This window comes from Corallococcus sp. AB038B (assembly GCF_003668955.1).
In the GTDB taxonomy this organism is placed as follows: Bacteria; Myxococcota; Myxococcia; order Myxococcales; family Myxococcaceae; genus Corallococcus; species Corallococcus exiguus.
Genome location: NZ_RAWO01000011.1, coordinates 95,254 through 108,837 on the forward strand (window position 1 = coordinate 95,254; position 13,584 = coordinate 108,837).

12 protein-coding genes are annotated in these 13,584 nt (G+C 70.3%); 8 read left to right on the plus strand and 4 right to left on the minus strand.

The features are described from left to right. Window positions 1-10: 10 nt before the first annotated feature. Entirely contained in the window at window positions 11-748 is a 738-nt protein-coding gene (locus D7Y04_RS32125) for a hypothetical protein (RefSeq protein ID WP_121761745.1), read from the minus strand. Window positions 749-857: 109 nt separating this feature from the next. On the opposite strand from D7Y04_RS32125, the gene D7Y04_RS32130 reads away from it, so the two are divergent. Continuing rightward, on the plus strand, window positions 858-1,616 hold the full coding sequence (locus tag D7Y04_RS32130) for a DUF1338 domain-containing protein (RefSeq protein WP_120595323.1): 759 nt from the start codon (window positions 858-860) through the stop codon (window positions 1,614-1,616). Between the two features lie 71 nt (window positions 1,617-1,687). On the opposite strand, the gene D7Y04_RS32135 is transcribed toward D7Y04_RS32130, so the two are convergent. Further along, window positions 1,688-2,740 (minus strand): hypothetical protein, encoded by a 1,053-nt coding sequence (locus D7Y04_RS32135; RefSeq protein ID WP_147454603.1) that lies wholly within the window; start codon window positions 2,738-2,740, stop codon window positions 1,688-1,690. 143 nt (window positions 2,741-2,883) lie between these two features. Between D7Y04_RS32135 and D7Y04_RS32140 the strand changes: the two genes are divergently transcribed. The 5 genes from D7Y04_RS32140 (at window position 2,884) to D7Y04_RS32155 (ending at window position 7,669) form a co-directional block, all read left to right on the plus strand. Continuing rightward, window positions 2,884-3,519 (plus strand): RNA polymerase sigma factor, encoded by a 636-nt coding sequence (locus tag D7Y04_RS32140; protein WP_158627615.1) that lies wholly within the window; start codon window positions 2,884-2,886, stop codon window positions 3,517-3,519. Then, window positions 3,516-4,115 (plus strand): hypothetical protein, encoded by a 600-nt coding sequence (locus D7Y04_RS32145; RefSeq protein ID WP_121761747.1) that lies wholly within the window; start codon window positions 3,516-3,518, stop codon window positions 4,113-4,115. Before D7Y04_RS32140 ends, D7Y04_RS32145 begins: the two co-directional genes overlap by 4 nt. Beyond that, a complete protein-coding gene (locus tag D7Y04_RS44155) occupies window positions 4,112-4,567 on the plus strand; it encodes a hypothetical protein (protein WP_147477231.1) in 456 nt (151 codons plus the stop codon). The genes D7Y04_RS32145 and D7Y04_RS44155 overlap by 4 nt, the downstream gene beginning before the upstream one ends. Window positions 4,568-5,164: 597 nt before the next feature. After that, window positions 5,165-6,952 (plus strand): tetratricopeptide repeat protein, encoded by a 1,788-nt coding sequence (locus D7Y04_RS32150; protein ID WP_158627616.1) that lies wholly within the window; start codon window positions 5,165-5,167, stop codon window positions 6,950-6,952. Between the two features lie 147 nt (window positions 6,953-7,099). Further along, on the plus strand, window positions 7,100-7,669 hold the full coding sequence (locus D7Y04_RS32155) for a hypothetical protein (protein WP_121761749.1): 570 nt from the start codon (window positions 7,100-7,102) through the stop codon (window positions 7,667-7,669). Window positions 7,670-7,720: 51 nt separating this feature from the next. On the opposite strand, the gene D7Y04_RS32160 is transcribed toward D7Y04_RS32155, so the two are convergent. Further along, a complete protein-coding gene (locus tag D7Y04_RS32160) occupies window positions 7,721-8,311 on the minus strand; it encodes a DUF938 domain-containing protein (RefSeq protein ID WP_121761750.1) in 591 nt (196 codons plus the stop codon). 158 nt (window positions 8,312-8,469) lie between these two features. On the opposite strand from D7Y04_RS32160, the gene D7Y04_RS32165 reads away from it, so the two are divergent. Beyond that, window positions 8,470-10,107, plus strand: coding sequence for a cell wall anchor protein (locus D7Y04_RS32165; protein WP_304988644.1), 1,638 nt, complete (start codon window positions 8,470-8,472; stop codon window positions 10,105-10,107). A 109-nt stretch (window positions 10,108-10,216) separates the two neighbouring features. Continuing rightward, window positions 10,217-12,202, plus strand: a complete 1,986-nt coding sequence (locus D7Y04_RS32170) for an FG-GAP-like repeat-containing protein (RefSeq protein WP_158627617.1) — start codon at window positions 10,217-10,219, stop codon at window positions 12,200-12,202. Here the strand turns inward: D7Y04_RS32170 and D7Y04_RS32175 are convergent. Then, window positions 12,181-13,482, minus strand: coding sequence for a hypothetical protein (locus D7Y04_RS32175; RefSeq protein WP_121761752.1), 1,302 nt, complete (start codon window positions 13,480-13,482; stop codon window positions 12,181-12,183). The genes D7Y04_RS32170 and D7Y04_RS32175 overlap by 22 nt on opposite strands. Window positions 13,483-13,584 lie beyond the last annotated feature (102 nt).

Genomic DNA, 13,584 nt, shown 5'->3' on the forward strand with positions numbered 1-13,584 from the left:
GCCCACGGACTCAGTACGCCGGCGACACGTAGCAGAAGTCAGACAGGTAGGGGCAGTCCTGAGGGCAGCTGGACGGCGTCTCCCCGTCGCAGCACACGCTGTCGCCGCAGACGGGCCCGAAGCCGCAGTCCTGCGGGCAGTTGAAGGCATTCTCCGTGCTGGGGTCACAGGTGTAATCGCCGCAGTAGCCGGCGGGGCTGCCGCAGTCCTGCGGGCAGTTGTAGGAGTTCTCCGTGTTGGGATTGCACACGCTGTCGCCGCAGTAGCCGGCGGGGCTGCCGCAGTCCTGCGGGCAGTTGTAGGAGTTCTCCGTGTTGGGATTGCACACGCTGTCCCCGCAGTAGCCGGGGCTGCCGCAGTCCTGCGGGCAGTTGGAGGAATTCTCCGCACTGGGGTCGCAGATGCTGTCACCACAGACGGCGCACAGGCCCGCGGAGGACGCGGACGCGAACCCCATGGGGCTCACGTAGCAGAAGTCAGACAGGTAGGGGCAGTCCTGCGGACAGCTGGACGGCGTCTCCCCGTCGCAACACACGGAGTCGCCGCAGACGGGCCCGAAGCCACAGTCCTGCGGACAGTTGAAGGGGTTCTCCGTTCCGGGGTCGCAAATGGAGTCTCCGCAGGAACCGCACAGGGCCTTCTCCTGCCGCGCCAGCTCGGGCGCGGCGGCCTCCGGCTCCACGGTCCCTCCGCACGCCAGCAGCAGGCCGGACACCAGGGCCAGCAGCCCCATCTTCATCGCGTTCATCGCTTATCTCCGTGTATTCAGCGTTTCCGCCCTGAGCGGGCCTGTGCTTGTTAATACAGTTCGCGGATGACGCTCAAAGCCCCCGGGAGTGCGGCGTAGACTGCCGCGCATGACGACCTCCGCTTCCGACGCCTCGCGGCTCTTGGACCTGCTGTGGGAGCGCTACGCCTCCGAAGTCCCCTTCGCGCGCACCTTCGTGACGCTGTCCGGGGGACACTTCCGCAACGACCACGTCGCGTTCCGCACCCTCGCGCGGCCGGAGGGAGGCATCGCCCTCTTCTCCCGCGTGTTCGAGCGGTTCGGGTGGAAGCCGGCCGGCGCGTACACGTTCCCGGATGCGCACCTGTCCGCCATCTACCTGTCGCATCCGGACGGACTGCCGCGCGTCTTCCTGTCCGAGCTGAAGCAGGAGGAACTCTCGCCGCGCGCCCGCGAGCTGCTCGCCGCGCTGCCGGTGGATCCACCGCCGCCGGAGGACGTGGAGTCGCTCGCCGCGTGGTTCACGGCGCCGCCGCCTCCGGAGGAAGCCGCGCTGCTGGAGTTGGAGAAGGAGACGCAGTACGGCGCGTGGCTGCTGGCCTTCGGCCGCAAGGTGAATCACTTCACCGGCGCGGTGGACGACGTGGAGGCCTGGCAGCGGCGCATGCGCGAAGCGGGCGTGCCCATGAAGGCGGACATCGAGGGCGAGCCCGGCACTTCGCTCAGACAGACGGCCACGCACGCGGCCCCGCTGCCCCTGACGCTCCGGGGCGGTGGCACGCGTGCATGGCCGTATGCGTACTTTGAAATCGCCCAGCGCTCGGGAGGGTTCGACGGGTTCCTGGGGCCGCAGGCCCGCGCGCTGTTCGACATGACGAAACGAGGCTGAGGCTCGCGGCCCGGGGGACGGTCGGGGGAGGGGGTTGGGAGTGCGCCCCCGGACCGCGACGCCTCGTGAGGCTAGTGGCGGCCGCCGCCGCGCTCGCAGCGGTCAGGCAGGTTCAGCTCCGCGCCGTCGAGCGTGCCGTCGCCGCACTCCGGACCGAAGGTGAGCACGTGGCTGGCGCCGTCCGCGGTGGTGCGCGTGAGCGTGCCGCTCGTGGGCCAGGGGCACACCTCGCGCGACGGCCGGACGATGCCCGCCAGCGTCACGGTGCCCTGCGAACCGTCGAGCGCGGTCTCCGTGTACGCGCCGTCGATGGTGCGCACCGGCGGCGTGTCCGTGGAGAACGCGACGGACAGCGAGCCCTCCAGCCGCACCGACTGCACCACCGTGCCAGCGGCATCCGTGCGCGTGCGAGTCACGTCCGCCTGCGTGCTCTTGCGCTGGGGCGGAGCGCCGTCCACCAGCTCCGCCGTGGAGGAGGTGGTGCCCTTCACGGTGGAGACCTCGCCATCGGAGTTGGTGCCGGAGACCTCGAAGGTGACGGTCTGGCTTTGCGTCACCGCGCCCGTGCAGTCCTCGGAGGCTTCGTACGCGTTCACGATGTCCACCGTGCCGCTGGTGGGGCCACCGGGGCCCTTGCCGCCAGGCTTGCCGCCGCCGTTTCCACCGTCGAAGGACTGGCCGCGCACCTGCGAACCCTCGCCGCCCTGCGGGGGAGGAGGCTGATCACCACCGCCCGGAGGCTGGCCTCCACCACCGCCACCGCCGGGAGGCTGGCCGCCGCCGCGGCCGGGACCCTCGGGACGCGTGGGGGGCGCGCAGTCCGTCCACTCCAGGTGCACGGTGGCGGGCAGCGTCTTGCCACACACCTCCACGGTGGTGATGTCGGGGCTCTCATCACAGTGAAAGCCTTCAATGGCCTGGGGGCGCAGCTTGTCCAGACCGTGCAGAAGGCTGGACACCTCCACCGCATCGCTCGAGTCCGACGTGGCCTCCACCGCCTGGGACACATCCGACGTGGCATCCGTGGTCGAGCTCTGCGACCCGCCGCCGCAACCGACCGTCATGGTGCCCACCACCAGCGCGACTGCTCCCAGCCACTGACTGCCCCTGTTCCAGTGCCTCATGAGTGCGTGCTCCCTTGTCATCCGGTGCCCGGCCGCTGTCCGTCCGCCCCCATGAGACGAAATGAATTTCCGCCGTGTTCCCGGCGGGGATTTTCCCGCGGCTTTTTGAGCGTGCGCCGGGGCCGGATAGAGTGCCGCCGACCGTGAACGACGAGCTGCGCGCACTCATCCTCGAAGCCCAGGACGGCAGCGTGCGTGCCTTTGAGTTGCTCGTGTCCTCGCACCTGCCGCGCGTGCGCCGCTTCGCGCGGGCCTTCGCCGCGTCGGACTCGGACGTGGATGACCTGGCGCAGGAAGCGCTGGTGAAGGTCTACAAGAACCTGCGCTCGTTCCGCTTCCAGTCCGCGTTCCAGACATGGCTCTATTCGGTGGTGCGCAACGCCTTCTATGACGCCACCCGCAGCCGCGCCGGCCGCGAGCGCTCCCGTGAGGAGCCGCTGGAGCAGGACCACACAAAGGCGGCGTCGGACGCCGAGTCCGCGGATGAAGGAATGATGCGCGCCCAGGAGCGGGACCGGCTGTGGCGGGCGCTCCGGGGGCTGCCGCCGGAGTTCCGCACGGCGGTGGTGCTCTTCGACGTGGAGGGCCACAGCTATGAAGAGGTGGCGGACATCGAAGGGGTGCCCGTGGGCACCGTGAAGTCGCGCCTGTCTCGGGGCCGGGCGCACCTGAAGGCCCTGCTGGCGGGGGGCCAGGGCCCCGGCGGCCCGGAAGATGACGCGCCGGTGGGAACATCCGGGCAGGACATTTCGTCGCATGCTGCGAGGAGCAGGAAATGAGTGAGCCCGAGGACAGGGAGGACCGCGCGCTGCGCGAGCGTCTGGCGGCGCTGCGAGACGACGCGCCCGGGCCCGACTTCCAGGCCCTGCTCCACCGGCGGCTCGTGGAGGCCGGTCCTCCCACACCGGCGTCGGGGTGGGATGCGGTGCGGGACTTCTGGCGCCGCCGAGCGCCGGTGTTGTGGCCGGCGGTGGGCATCGCCATGGGCGTGGCCACCTTCCTGGTGCTGGGCGCGGTGCGAGGCACGCCTGGAGTCCCGGAGACGGAAGCCCCGGGGATGACGGAGCTCGAGCGGCCCGGTACGCAGGTGCCGGTGAGCAAGGTGGCGGTCATCAAGTTGGACTTCACGGCGGACGTGGCCGTAGAGCAGGCGGACTTCCAGGTGAGCCTGCCGGAGGGGCTGTCCTTCTGGGCGGACGGAGAGGAATTGCCGCTGCGCTCCTACCAGTGGACGCAGCCCCTGAGCGCGGGCAGCAACGTGATTCCCATCGCGGTGCGAGGCCAGCGGCCGGGGCGTTATCTGGTGACGGCGCTGGCGCGCGCGGGCGACCAGCGCATCGAGCACGACGTGGTGCTGGAGGTCACGGGCGGATGAAGACGGGGTTCTCGACACCGGCGCTCGCCGTCCTCCTGTGGCTGGGAGGCGGGGTCGCGCACGCCCAGCAGACACCAGCCCCGCCGCCAACGGAGGCCGTGAGGCCGCCCGAGGCCCCCGTACCGCCCCCACCGCCCGGAGCGCAGCAGGCGCACGTGCGCAGTTCGCACACGGTGGACGTCATCGCGCCGGGAGAACAGGTGGACACCATCCTGGGGCGCAGGAACGCGGAGCGCCCTCCCCCGCCGCCTCGGGGCGACACGGCCCGTCCGCCTCCTGGGCCGGACACGCGTGGCCCCTCGGGAGGCCCGGGACAGGACGGCAGGCCCAACGGGTCGCGCCCGCCAGGGGATGAGGGCCGCATGCGCTCGCCATCCCCCAGGACCGACGGCGCACCACCGCCGCCCAATCAGCAGCCTCCCGCGCAGCCGCATCAGCCGCCGCGGCGCTGAACGACGGCGCGGACGAAAAGGCCCGTGAGTGGCCAGGGGCGCGGCACACCACCGCCGCGCGCGTGGCCCAGAACTCCGGACTTCACGCATCACGCTGGCAGCCCCCGCGCCCATCCCTGACGCCAGGAAACAAGTCCCAGCAAGAGCTGCGCTCGCGAAGCAGCAAGAAGGCTGGGGCTCCACGCACCAGACCTGAGCACCGTTCACCCAGCGCAAGCCAAAGGCTCAGGGCAGCTCTCTGACCTCCACGCGATCCCCCCTCGCGAGGCGGTTCTCCAAAACCTGTCCGACTGTCCGACAAGTTTGCACGGTGCGCCGCCACGGGGGGCGCGTTCCCACAGGGTTCTCGCCTCGCAGGGAGACCGCCCCGGCGCTCCAAAACCTGTCCGACTGTCGGACAGGTTTGTCCGGGTCGCCGCCAAGGGGGGCGTTCCCATGGGGGCTCGACTCGCCTCCATCTGGACGGGAGTCCTGTCAGAGGACCTGGCGACGTCGTGAGCACGGACTGGGTCGGTGCGCACCGGGCTCTCTCCCCGTGCCGGATGGCGCGGTGCGCTGCCCTCGCACCCGTGCGGGGAATGCGCTACGTCGCGGTGCGTGTGGACGGGCCTGCTGCTCCTGGTGGCGCTCGCGGCCGGGGAGCCGCTGGAGGACGCGCGCGAGTCCTTCGCGGCGGGCCGGTACGTGGACGCGGAACAGCAGGCGCTCCAGGCCCCACCTTCCGGCGCCTCGCTGTACCTCGTGGGCCTGGCCCGCTTCCGATTGGGCCGTCCCGCGGAAGCGCTGGAGGCCCTGGAGGCCGCGGGGCACGCTTCGGATGCTCCGGAGCCCGACGCCTGGAACTTCAACCGGGGCGCATGCCTCTATGCCCTGGGGCGCTTCGCGGAGGCGGAGGAGGCTTTCGCCCGCGTCCGTGAAGGTGCCCCACTCGCCCGCGTGGCGTGGATCAACGCTGGCTTCGCCGCTTTCGACGCGGGTGCTCCGGACCGTGCCGCGCAATGGGCGGAGCGAGTCTCGCAGGGTGCATCCACGGCGGAGGCGCTGCAGGTGGAGGAGCTGCGCGCCCTGCTCTCGCCCGCCGTGAACGAAGGGGATGACGCCTACCGCCAGGGACTCGCGTCCTTCGATGCCGGCCGCTTCGACGAGGCTCGTGCGCACTTCCTGCGCGCGGCGGAGGGGCAGCCCGACTCCGGCAGGGCCCGGCTCATGGCGGGTGCGTCGGCCTGGCGCATGGGCTCGCGCGCGGAGGCCCGCGAGGACCTCACCGCGGCGCTCGCGCTGACGTTGACCCCGCTGGACCGCGCGACGGCGTATCAGTACCTGGACCTGATCTCCTTCGGACTGCGCTCCAGTGGCTCGGCCCTCTGGGCCTCAGCGACCGTGGGGCCGGGCTTCGACAGCAACGTGCTCCAGGTAGGCGTTGCGGCCCGCGACGTGTCCGGCGCGAACGCGGACGTGGTGACCGCGAGCCCCTTCGCAGAGGCCAGCGTGGGAATCACCGCGCGCTTCCGCCTGTCCGACCGGCTCTTCGCGGCCCTGTCCTACGGCGGCAGTCAGCGCGCCTACTCCGAATCGTCCGTGCGGGACTACTCGCTCCAGCTCCACCGCGCGACGGTGTCCGCGGAGTGGGACGCCGCGCGACGGGTGCGCGTGGGACTCCTCGCGGGCGGAGACATCTTCTTCACCGGCCTGGCCGACTTCCGGGGGCTCCAGGCCTCCGTGAATGCCAACGCGTGGCTGGCCTGGGACGAAACCGAACACACCAGCACGCGGCTGGACCTGGGCGCCGCCGGCAAGGACGGAATTGGAGAGGAGTTCGCCTACCTCACCGGTCCACGCCTGGACGCGACGCTGTCCCAGGAATGGCGCCTGGGGCCCGCGAGCATCACCGCGTGGTACCGCTACCGGCAGGACCGCATCGGCACGCTGGAGCAATCCTTCACCAGCGAGGATGCATCCCTCGTGTCGCAGACGTATGTCATTCCGTTCGGCTTCACGGGCCACGCCGTGGGCGCGTCCGGCCGGTGGCAACCCCTGCCATGGCTCACCGCCAGCCTGGACGCGGACGTGGAGTGGCGCCGCTACCTGGAGGACAACGCCCTGCGCGTCGTGACGGCCGGAGGAGACACCGAGACGTGGGACGTCCGCCGCCGCCACGACACACGCTTCGTGATCATCCCCTCCGTGAGCGCCCGCCTGTCGAGCCACCTGCGGCTCACCGCTCGCTACGAGTTGCTGGTGAACCGCTCCAACATCGACATGCGGCTCACGGACGACGACCCCGCCGCGTGCGAAGGCGCGGAGCACCTCTGCCACGCGTATGACGCCACGAACGGCAACTACGAGAAGCACGGGGTGATGCTCCAGCTCGAAGCCGTGTGGTGAGCCGGGAACCCGCGTGTCCGCTCCGCGATGGCGCTGTCCATCCACGGGGTGGGGCCTTCAGGCAAGGCAGCGTGGAGGAAGTGTTGCGAGGACTGGGATGCCTCTCCACCTTGCCGCACGACGAACCCACGACAGAGGAGGCACACCATGCCCATGTCCCGACTGCCGCTGATGCTCGCCGCGACCACGGCGCTTTGTTTCTCCGCGGGTTGTTCCAAGAAGGGGATGCACAAGGAGGAGTCCAAGGAGCCGATGTCCGCCACCGCGATGTCGTCCACGGGGGACCAGCGCTGCCCCATGTCCGTCCCGGGCGCGCAGGTCCAGACGCAGGACACGTCCGACGGCGTGGCGCTCATGTTCACCACGTCCGACCCGTCGCAGGTGTCCGACCTCCAGACGCGCGCCCGACGGATGCTGAACGAGCAGTCCAAGCGCACCGCCAGCGAGGAGACCCCCATGGACCTGGCGCAGGAGCAGGACCTGGGCGACAGCGCCACGGAGATGCAGGATGGCCGCGACGATAGCGGCACCGGCGGAGGTGGCGACCAGGGCATGGCCGGGGCGCCCAGCGTCCCCTCCAAGGCCGTGGCAACGGACACGCCGGAGGGCATCACCATCACCTACTCCGCGCAGGACCACATGCAGAAGCGCCAGCTCATCGACGAGGTCCACGAGACCGCCCGTCAGCTGAAGGGCGGCAACTGCCCCGGCATGTAGCCCATGCCCACGCGCCGGGACGGCGTGACGAGCGCCGTCCCGGCGGAAGTCCTACCGGCGGAACACCACCGTGAGGTTGTTGCTCGGCATCTCCACCACGCGCTCGCGCTGGAGCCCGTGGCGCGCCGCCTCCGCGGTCACCGCGCCCAGCTCGCGCACGCCCCAGGACGGGTCGCGCGCGCGGAGCGATTCGTCGAAGGCGAGGTTGCTCGGCGCGGTCTCCTTCCCCTCCACGAAGTAGGGGCCGTACAGCACCAGCCGTCCGCCCTGACGCAATACCCGCGCCGCGCCCCGCATCAATCCCTGGCAGGCCGCCCACGGCGCGATGTGGATCATGTTCACGCAGAGCACGGCGTCCGCGTGCTCCACCGGCCATGCGTCCGAGCTCGCGTCCAGCAAACGCGCGGGCAGGACGTTGGCCAGCCCGTCCTCCATGCGCCACGCGTCGATGCTCTCCAGCGACGACGGGTCGCCGTCCGTCGGCTGCCAGGTCAGCCCCGGGAACGCCTTCGCGAAGAAGGCCGCGTGCTGGCCGGTGCCGCTCGCCACCTCCAGCAACGTGCCCTCCGTGGGCAGCACCTCCCGGAGGACGGCGAGGAGCGGTTCGCGGTTGCGTTCGGTGGCCGGGGCGTGACGCTTCATGCCCTCCCCTCTTCCACACCCACGCACGCGAGGAAAGGCCTCTCGCGGAAGATTTCAATCACAGCCAACAAGACGGCCGCTCGCGCACGGAATCCGCAACACTTTCCGGGACCTGTCGAAAACCTCCTGCCTCGACTCGCCTCATCCCCCAGGCAGGAGTGACCTTGACGTTCTTCAACCGGAATGTTTCACGCATGCTGTGCTCGGTATCGCTGCTCACGCTCGCGAGTTGCGGGCCGTTGGCGGAGGACGCCTCCTCCCTCCCCGAGCAGGAGGTCGCGACCGCCCGGCAGGCGGTGTCCAACATCGCGTACCGGAGCAGCGCCACGGCGGGCGGCAGCACGCGCACGTCGCTGAGCATCGCGAAGCCCACGGGCACGGCGGTGGGTGACGTGCTGCTGGCGCGCATCATCAACCGCAACAACGTGGCCGCGGTGGCGACGCCTCCCGCGGGCTGGACGCTGGTGCGCTCGGACCAGAGCGCGTCGCAGCTCAAGACGTGGGTCTTCTACAAGGTCGCCACCGCGTCCGAGCCGTCCACGTACGCGTTCACCATCGACATCGCCAGCTACATGGCCGGCAGCATCTCCGCGTTCTCCGGCGTGGACACGGCCAACCCCATCGACGCGCAGACGGGCCAGAAGAACGGCCTCACCGCCAGCTTCAACACGCCCGCCCTCTCCACCAGCACGGCCAACGGCGTCGCGGTGTGGTTCGGCTCGCAGCTGTGGACCGGCGCCGCGTGCCCGGCGAGCCCCATCGTCCCGCCCGCGGGCTTCACCGAACCCGAGGACACCTGCCTCGTGTCCTCGTCCACGGGCGTCATCTACAACGTGGCCTACAAGGACCTGGGCGCCGCGGGCGCGCAGGGGTCGTTCAACGGCTCCTCCCCCTACGCGGAGACGAACACCGCGCAGGTGGTGGCGCTGCGCGCGGCCAACGCCTCCACCTCCTGCTCCGTGGGGGACACCTTCTCCACCGCGTACACCACCCAGGGCACCGTGACGGCCACCGCGCTGGTGGAGCCGTCGGGCATCGCCGCCAGCCGCCTCACGCCGGGCGTCCTCTACGCGCACAACGAGGACACCACCGCCATCGTCGCCATCAGCACCGCGGACGCGAGCACGAAGGGCACCTTCACCGTGTCCAACGTGACGCCCGCGGACTGGGAGGACGTCGCCACCGGCCCGTGCCCCGCCGGCCAGTGCATCTACATGGGCGACATCGGCCGCTCGAGCGCCAACTTCCCCACGCCGCCGTCCACCTTCGCCGTCTACCGCATCCCGGAGCCCGACATCGGCGCGGGCCAGACGAGCGGAAACCTCACCGCCGAGGCCTTCCCCTTCCAGTACCCGGACACGCCCAAGGACGCGGAGACCATCCTGGTCCACCCCACCACGGGCGACATCTACATCGTCACCAAGTCCTACGCGGGCGCGAGCAAGGTCTACAAGTTCCCCCAGCCGCTCCCCACGCCGGGGACGATGAGCACGCTCGTGTTCGTGGCCAACCTCCCGCTGCCCACCACCACGGACACCAACTACGGCGCCGCCACGTCCGGCGCCATCCACCCATGCGCCAACCGCTTCCTGCTGCGCACCTACCGCAAGGTGTATGAGTTCCGCGCCGCCACCGGAGCGGCCTTCGAGACCGCGTTCGCCGCCACGCCCGTCTCCCTGACGGACACCGTGGAAGGCCAGGGCGAGGCCATCGAGTACGACCCGACCGGCACGGCCTATTACACGATGAGCGAGTCGCCCTCGCCCTTCAAGCTCAAGCGCGTCGTGCGCCAGTAGCTCGCAATCGCAGTCATGCATGGGCCGCGTCCGGCTCCCCACGCCGGGCGCGGCAGCAGACCTGGAAGGATTTTATGTTATTTCTCGTTTTCCATGTATAATCGCAGCAATGCGATGCTTCCGTCCCCATCTCGCGTGCGCCGCCGCGCTGCTCTCGGTGTTCACTCCGTTGCTGGCCTGCGGGCCGGACGGAGGCGCGCCGCCCTCCCCTGACGCGCTGTACGGACAGTCGCGCGCGTTGGCGACGACGGACCACAAGGCGTTCCGGGTGATGACGTACAACGTGCGCGGTCCCCTGGACACGGGCGTGCGCGCGTGGCCCAACCGCAAGGCGGCGGTCCTCCAGCGCATCCTCGCGAACAACGCGGACATCGTCGGCGTGCAGGAGGCCCAGGCGCCCTCGGGCGGCCCCAGCATCCCCGCGGACCTCATCGCGGGGCTCACGGGCACGGACAAGCCCTACGGCGTCTACAACCCGGGCGGCGGCAGCCCGAAGCTCATCTTCTTCAAGAAGAGTCGCTTCGAGATTGCCCCCGAGGTGGGCCAGGGCAACGAGGCGCTCGTGAATCCCTACGCCTCCAGCGCCACGTGCTTCAGCCACGCGGAGGGGAAGAAGATTGCCTGGGTGGGCCTGCGCGACCTGACGTCCGGCCAGGTGTACTTCGTGGCCAACACGCACTTCGCCTACGCGGCGGCGTGCTCGCTGGGGCGGCTCAAGGAGGCCGAGCAGATGGCGTCATTCCTGGCCACGAAGCCCGGGGGCCTGCCAGTCATCGCCATGGGGGACTTCAACTCCGACGCGCAGGGCCAGTCCACTCCGGGGGAGACCACCATCGCGGACCTGGAGAGCGGGGCCCGGCTGTTCCGCACCGCGCGCTTCGACGGCGTTACGGGCGAGGATGACGCCACGTTCAACAACGCGTGGAGCGGCTCCACGTCCACGAAGTACCAGCGGCTGGACTACATCTTCCACAACGGCGGCGCGCTCACCTCGTCCGCGCCCTCCATCGACCGGACGGAGAGCGGCGGCCTCACGCCGTCGGACCACTACCCGGTGCTCGCCACCCTCCGCCCGTCCATCTTCACCGCGGGCTCCACCCTTTCGCCGACGCCCAACGGCGCGTCCACCAGCACGCAGCTGTTCTTCGCGGACGTCACCGGCGACGGCTGCGCGGACCGCATCACCTGGAACTACGCGGTGGGCGAAGGCGAGACGTGGGTGGCGAAGTCGAAGTGTGACGGCGGCTTCGCCACGGCGGTGAAGAACACGGGCGCGACGAGCGGTGTCGCCACCACGCGCTTCTTCTTCGCGGACGTCACCGGCGACGGCTGCGCGGACAAGGTCCTCTGGCGGCCCAACCTGGGGGACGGCGAGGTGCGCATCTACCCCGCGAAGTGCGACGGCACCTTCGGCGAACGCGTGGCCGTCACCCAGGCGGCGAGCACCAGCGACGCGACGCGCTTCTTCTTCGCGGACATCACCGGCGACGGGTGCGCGGACCTGGTGCGATGGAACCCCACGCAGAAGGCCGGCGCGTTCGACACCTTCGTGTCGAAGTGCAACGGCACGGTGTCCTTCGGCGCCGCGGTGACGAGCACGACGGGAGCGAACACGAGCGCGGGCACCCGCGTGTACTTCGCGGACGTGGACGGCGACGGCAAGGCGGACCGCATCCTCTGGAATCCGGACCAGGAAGGCGGCCGCACGCGCGTGTACCGCTCCACCGGCGCGGGGGCGTTCGCGCTGTTCTTCCTGCACGAGGCAGGCACCAGCGGCGTGGACACGTCCCGCTTCTACTTCGCGGACGTGGACGGCGACGGCAAGGCGGACAAGGTCTTCTGGCGGCCGGGCTTCCGCGAGGGCCGGATGCAAATCTATCCGAGCACCGGCACCAACTTCGCGGGCAGCCCGGTGATGGACAACACGGGCTTCAGCAACTCGGAGAACACCGGCTTCTTCTTCGCGGACATCGACGGCCGGGATGGCGCGGACAAGGTGTACTGGAACCCCAACAACTACGACGGCGACACCAAGGTGTTCCGCGCGCTGGCACCGTCGCGCCAGCACGCGCGTCAGTCCTGGAGGACGGAGTAGCCGTACGTGTTCGAGCTCCACGAGTCCGGTTCGAACACCGACGGGGCCTCCTTGTAGAGGTCCTGGTAGCCGTGGCCCATCCCCAGGGAGCGGGAGGACCACTGCACGAAGTAGCGACCCGCGCCCAGTTCCCGCAGCGGCGACACCTCCGCGGGGAGGATGAAGGGACTGAAGCTGCCCACGGTCGCGGGGGCGGTGACGTACCAGTCGAGTTCCGGCGCCTGCTGGGGAATCATGCGAATCGTCACGCTGTGCACCGCGGGGTCGGCGCTCCAGCGCAGCGTCAGCCCGGAGCGCGGTCCCGAGCCGGGCGCTGCCTTCGTGCCCGGCGAAGGCGACGTGAGCGTCACGGGCGCGGGCAGGGCCAGCGACGTGACACCCTTAGCGAACAGCGGCGCGTTCGCGACCACCCGCCCGGACGCGATGCGCTCATCGCTGCCCGCCGTCGCGGACAAGCGGACGTCCACGGTGTCGAACGGCGGCGTCCGGGCCATGGCCGGGACCTCGATGGGCGTGGCGCCGACTGTGCTCGTGGTGAAGAGGTACTCCGACCCGAGCGAGAAGGTGGCGGTGACGCTCGACAGCGCCCCATAGGGCTGGAGGTTCGTCACCTCCACGGGCAGCCGCTGATCCACCGGATGGTCCAAGGGGATGACCAGCCCGCTGGTGGTCCGCCCCTCTCCCACGGCGATGTCCCGCAGCAGCCCCACGGCCGAAACCTGCTGGGGGTTGTCGGTGACGAACAGCGCCACCTCGCCGGCGGTCTCGCCCCAGACCTCGATGATGAAGGTGCCATCCCCCTGTGTGTTGGTGACGCCCGCGAAGCCCTTCCCCACCACGCGCACCTGCGCCGGTCTTCCCGAGAGGTTCGTCACGCGGCCAGCGAGGGTGGCCTGCCGGCTGCCCGGGAACCCGCCCCCGAGCAAGCCGAAGCCGGAGCGGACCCACACCTCCGTGCCCTCCACGTTCAGCGTCGTGCTGGCCCACACCTTGCCGTCGCCCACCATGACGACGGTGATGTCCTGGGGGCCGGTGATGGCCGCGTCATGGAACCGCGCGATGCCGTCACGGCCCAGCGGCTGACGGAAGCGGCTGCCGTCCCCCAGAAGGACGGTGATGCCCTGCATGTCGCCAAGTCCGGCGACGAAGTCCCACCAGTCCGAATGGACGATGAGGGTGGCCGGGCCTTCCGTCCCCGCGTCCGAAGCGTGGGTGGGCGGGTCGGTCTTGTCGCCACAGGCAACGCACAGCAGCACGGCGAGCGCAATCAAGCGATGCAATGAAGGTCCCCCAGAAGAACGGTGCGGCATTCGAAAGCCGGGGCCCTCGACGCACAACTCCAGACAAGCTGACAGCGCGCGGGAAGAAAAGCCTTCCAGATA

What these genes read in the sequence shown, in the direction of transcription:
- D7Y04_RS32125 (WP_121761745.1), bottom strand. Translation starts at nt 748, where the DNA reads ATGAACGCGATGAAGATGGGGCTGCTGGCCCTGGTGTCCGGCCTGCTG.
- D7Y04_RS32170 (WP_158627617.1), top strand. Translation starts at nt 10,217, where the DNA reads ATGCGATGCTTCCGTCCCCATCTCGCGTGCGCCGCCGCGCTGCTCTCG.
- D7Y04_RS32160 (WP_121761750.1), bottom strand. Translation starts at nt 8,311, where the DNA reads ATGAAGCGTCACGCCCCGGCCACCGAACGCAACCGCGAACCGCTCCTC.
- D7Y04_RS32145 (WP_121761747.1), top strand. Translation starts at nt 3,516, where the DNA reads ATGAGTGAGCCCGAGGACAGGGAGGACCGCGCGCTGCGCGAGCGTCTG.
- D7Y04_RS32130 (WP_120595323.1), top strand. Translation starts at nt 858, where the DNA reads ATGACGACCTCCGCTTCCGACGCCTCGCGGCTCTTGGACCTGCTGTGG.
- D7Y04_RS44155 (WP_147477231.1), top strand. Translation starts at nt 4,112, where the DNA reads ATGAAGACGGGGTTCTCGACACCGGCGCTCGCCGTCCTCCTGTGGCTG.
- D7Y04_RS32155 (WP_121761749.1), top strand. Translation starts at nt 7,100, where the DNA reads ATGCCCATGTCCCGACTGCCGCTGATGCTCGCCGCGACCACGGCGCTT.
- D7Y04_RS32135 (WP_147454603.1), bottom strand. Translation starts at nt 2,740, where the DNA reads ATGAGGCACTGGAACAGGGGCAGTCAGTGGCTGGGAGCAGTCGCGCTG.